The following is a 3,907-nucleotide window of genomic DNA, read 5'->3' as shown; positions in this document are numbered from 1 at the left end:
ATCGCGCGCTGGCATTCGTGCAAGGGGCCCGCAATACCATCGCCGACATCATCCACCGTCGCGATCACCGCCTGCTGGTGATCTGTGGTCCCTGCTCCATCCACGACATGGACGCTGCCAAAGAGTACGCAACCAGACTCAAAGCGCTGCATGATGCCTATCAGGACTCTCTCTACATTGTCATGCGGGTCTACTTTGAGAAGCCGCGCACCACGGTCGGCTGGAAGGGCTTTATCAACGATCCGAACCTGGACGGCACCTTTGACGTGGAGCTGGGTCTGCACCGCGCCCGCGAGCTGCTCTGCTGGCTGGCCGAGCTGGAGTTGCCGCTGGCGACCGAGGCACTCGACCCCATCAGCCCGCAATACCTGGCGGAGCTCTTCTCTTGGTCTGCCATCGGTGCCCGCACCACCGAATCCCAGACCCACAGGGAGATGGCGTCCGGCCTCTCCATGCCGGTCGGCTTCAAGAACGGCACCGACGGCAACCTCGGCACCGCCATCAATGCGCTGCAGGCCGCTTCCAGTCCTCATGCCTTCATGGGGATCAACCAGCAGGGTCAGGTCGCGCTGCTGCAGACCCAGGGCAACCCGGATGGTCATGTGATCCTGCGCGGCGGCAAGCACCCGAACTACGACTCGGTCAATGTGTCGCTGGCGGAAGAGGCGCTGGAGAAGGCGGGTCTGCTGCCTGGCCTGGTGGTGGATTGCAGCCACGGCAATTCCAGCAAGGATCACCGCTTGCAGCCCAAGGTGGCGGACAACGTGATCCACCAGATCCAGGAGGGCAACCGCTCCATCATCGGGGTGATGCTCGAATCCAACCTGTTCGAAGGCAATCAGTCCAGCGAGCAGCCCAAGTGCGAGATGCGCTACGGCGTCTCCATCACCGATGCCTGCATCGACTGGGAGACCACGGATGCGCTGCTGGCCCGCTGCCACAGCCAGCTGGCGGCACCACTTTTGGCCAGAACATCGGCATAAGCCGTGGTATCTTGTTGTAACTGATTGAACCATCGAGGTATCACTGCCCACGCAGTGATACCTTGTTGCCTCTTGAATGACAGGGCGTCGCTGCGGGCGGCGCCAGCAGGGACTGGACATGGCGGAAGAGTTGAATGCCCTCAGGGACAAGATAGATGCGGTGGACAAGCAGCTGATTGATCTGCTGGCTGCCCGTCTCGCCCTGGTGGGGGAAGTGGGGGAAGTGAAGAGCCGGCACGGCCTGCCCATCTATGCACCGGATCGGGAGGCGAGCATGCTGGCCCGCCGCCGCGCCGAGGCCGAGGCACTGGGGGTGCCGGGGGACCTTATCGAGGATGTGCTGCGCCGGGTGATGCGCGAGTCCTATATTCTGGAGTCCGCCAGCGACAAGGAGCACCACTTCAAGTGCATGAAGCCTGAGCTCGGCAAGGTGGTGATCATCGGTGGCCAGGGACAGCTTGGCCGCCTGTTCGGCAACCTGTTCAGCCTCTCGGGCTACCGGGTCGAAACCCTGGGTCAGGCCGATTGGCCACGCGCCGACGAGATCCTGCATGGCGCTGGGCTGGTGATGGTGGCGGTGCCCATCGACGTCACCTGCCAGGTGATCGACCGGCTCGGCAACCTGCCTGAGAACTGCCTGCTGGTGGACGTGACCAGCGTCAAGAGTGAACCGCTTGCCCATATGCTGGCAGTACATCAGGGGCCTGTGCTGGGGCTGCACCCCATGTTCGGACCGGACGTGGCGAGCCTCGCCAAGCAGGTGATCGTCTGCTGTCAGGGACGCGAACCCGCCGCCAGCCAGTGGCTGCTGGAGCAGATGACCATCTGGGGGGCGCGTTTGCAGCAGGTGGAGGCCAGGGCCCACGACGAGGCGATGACCTTCATTCAGGCGCTGCGCCACTTTGCCACCTTTGCCTACGGCTGGCATCTCTCCCGCGAGCAGGCCAACATCGACCGCCTGCTTGCCTTAAGCTCTCCCATCTACCGGCTGGAGCTGGCCATGGTGGGACGGCTGTTCGCCCAGGATCCCCATCTCTACGCCGACATCATATTGTCGTCGCCCCAGAACCTCGCGATGATCCGCCGCTACTACCAGAACTTCGGCGAGGCGCTGGGCCTGCTGGAGCGGGGAGACAGGGAGGGCTTCATCGAGGCCTTCAGCCAGGTCTCCGGCTTCTTCGGCGAGCGGGCGGAGGAGTTCCTGCGCGAGAGCCGCACCCTGCTGGCCCAGGCCAACGATCGTCGTCATCACGGCTGATGCACAAAGACATCCATACAAAAGGGGCCTGATGGCCCCTTTTTCATGTTGTTTGTGCTGCACCGATAACTACGGTAGATGAAAACAGAGGTCTGGGTGTGAAATCGCCCTGTTTCATGCGGCAGGCGGTTGACGCAAGTCGGCGTCATGCCAGCCCAGCGGCAGGGTGAGCAGCTGATCGATCAGCTCCCGGCGGTCGGATTTCTCCAGATAGGCGAGGTAGAGCGGGCGGCTCAGGGATTGGCCCCCTTCCACCAGATGAAGCTGCCCCTGCTCCAGGAAGGGGCTCACCATGCGCCTTGGCAGGTAGGCGGCGCCGCCGTTGGCCAGCACGAATTGCAGGGCCATGCTGGCGGAGCTTGAATGCAGCACCGGGGTCTTCTGCAGGCTCTGCAATCGGCTCGATGGCGGTTCGAAGCTGGTGCCCCAGTCGAGATGAATGTGGGGCATCTGCATCAGGCTGTCGGCGTTTGCGGCCGGCTCCCGGCTCACCAGTTCGAACACCAGCTCGCCGATGGGGTGCAGGGCAATCTCGTCGATCTTGGTCGGCTCTGAGAGCAGGGCCAGATCGAGGGAGCGCTCCAGCAACTGGCGACAGAGGTGCTCGCGGGAGGCGGTTTCGAGGCGCACCGCGAGGCCGGGGGCCAGGGCATAGACATGGTTCAGCCAGTCGTTGAAGTCGAGCTCCCAGAAGACGGCGGGGGCGCCGATGGCAAGCTGCTGGCTGAAACCGGGGGAGAGGGCCACGTCCTGCTTGGCGCGCCCCAAAGTATGCAGAATGGCGTCTGCGTAGGGCAGCAGACGCTCACCGGAGGCTGTCAGGCGGATGTTGTTGCGATGACGGGCAAACAGGCTGACACCGAGTTGCTGCTCGAGCTGGCGGATCCGGAAGCTCACCGCCGACTGGGTCAGGTAGAGATTTTCAGCCGCCCGGCCAAAGTGCCGGGTCTTGCTGACCTCGATGAAGGTCCGAAGCAGCTCGGTATCCATTAATCGAGGGACTCGTCGCTGCCGCCACCGCCGCCTTCAAAGCTGCCACCCGCATCTTCATTGGCGCCGCCTGCGACGGTGCACAGACGGTGCACGCGCTTGGGACCAATCACCTTCAGGTATTTGAACCACACCTTGGCGTGGGGGTTGTTGCCGGCTGCGCCGGATTTGACCTGTTCGATAAAGGCACTTTCTACGTCATCGCGCGGGGCCAGGTTGCCCTGATAGAGCGCCAGCATCACGGTGCCATACTTTTCCAGACTGTCCGCTTCGGCCACGGTGAATTCGCCACTGCGACGCAGGCCACGGGGAAAATGTTTGAAGTCGTTGAAACGCTTGTCTGATTCGAAGCTCATAGTGCTCTTGTTCTGGTTAGTTTGACCTTTGCGGGCAAGTATCATCAGGCCGTCGCAGAGTGCAAAATCAATTTTCTTACTATGTTAATAAATATCTTTTATCGAACAGGGTTTGTCGCATCTCGAGGGGGCATTTTGCGGTGCGCTGCACAAAAAAGCCTGAAAAATAGTGGAGTTATACCAATCAGATTAAAGATGTGATCTAATTGCTCTATTCTGGTTTCACTGTACTCAGTATGTCCGATCCAATCGATTTCTTGGCCCTCGCCAAGGCAGAAACCAACGCCAGGAAACGCATGCGATTCCTGGCGTTAGCACAC

4 protein-coding genes are annotated in these 3,907 nt (G+C 61.5%); 2 read left to right on the top strand and 2 right to left on the bottom strand.

Annotation, left to right across the window (positions count from 1 at the left end; all coding sequences use genetic code 11):
- Together J9889_RS16645 and tyrA are read left to right on the top strand one after the other, a co-directional pair.
- Positions 1–983, top strand: a 983-nt coding sequence (locus J9889_RS16645) for a 3-deoxy-7-phosphoheptulonate synthase (protein ID WP_210557389.1), incomplete at its 5' end; no start/stop codon positions are given.
- A 118-nt stretch (positions 984–1,101) separates the two neighbouring features.
- Positions 1,102–2,241, top strand: a complete 1,140-nt coding sequence (gene tyrA / locus J9889_RS16640) for a bifunctional chorismate mutase/prephenate dehydrogenase (RefSeq protein ID WP_053288565.1) — start codon at positions 1,102–1,104, stop codon at positions 2,239–2,241.
- Positions 2,242–2,355: 114 nt separating this feature from the next.
- On the opposite strand, the gene hdfR is transcribed toward tyrA, so the two are convergent.
- Together hdfR and J9889_RS16630 are read right to left on the bottom strand one after the other, a co-directional pair.
- Positions 2,356–3,231 (bottom strand): HTH-type transcriptional regulator HdfR, encoded by an 876-nt coding sequence (hdfR, locus tag J9889_RS16635; protein ID WP_053288564.1) that lies wholly within the window; start codon positions 3,229–3,231, stop codon positions 2,356–2,358.
- On the bottom strand, positions 3,231–3,587 hold the full coding sequence (locus tag J9889_RS16630) for a DUF413 domain-containing protein (RefSeq protein ID WP_010674239.1): 357 nt from the start codon (positions 3,585–3,587) through the stop codon (positions 3,231–3,233). Before J9889_RS16630 ends, hdfR begins: the two co-directional genes overlap by 1 nt.
- Between the last annotated feature and the right edge of the window lie 320 nt (positions 3,588–3,907).

It is taken from the genome of Aeromonas sp. PrichA-15 (genome assembly GCF_017939245.1).
Taxonomy (GTDB): Bacteria; Pseudomonadota; Gammaproteobacteria; order Enterobacterales; family Aeromonadaceae; genus Aeromonas; species Aeromonas caviae.
Note: the sequence above shows the minus strand (reverse complement) of the source record. Positions and strands in the feature narration are given on the sequence as shown.

Excerpts from the sequence above, each read along its gene's own strand:
- tyrA (WP_053288565.1), top strand. The coding sequence starts at position 1,102 with ATGGCGGAAGAGTTGAATGCCCTCAGGGACAAGATAGATGCGGTGGAC.
- hdfR (WP_053288564.1), bottom strand. The coding sequence starts at position 3,231 with ATGGATACCGAGCTGCTTCGGACCTTCATCGAGGTCAGCAAGACCCGG.
- J9889_RS16630 (WP_010674239.1), bottom strand. The coding sequence starts at position 3,587 with ATGAGCTTCGAATCAGACAAGCGTTTCAACGACTTCAAACATTTTCCC.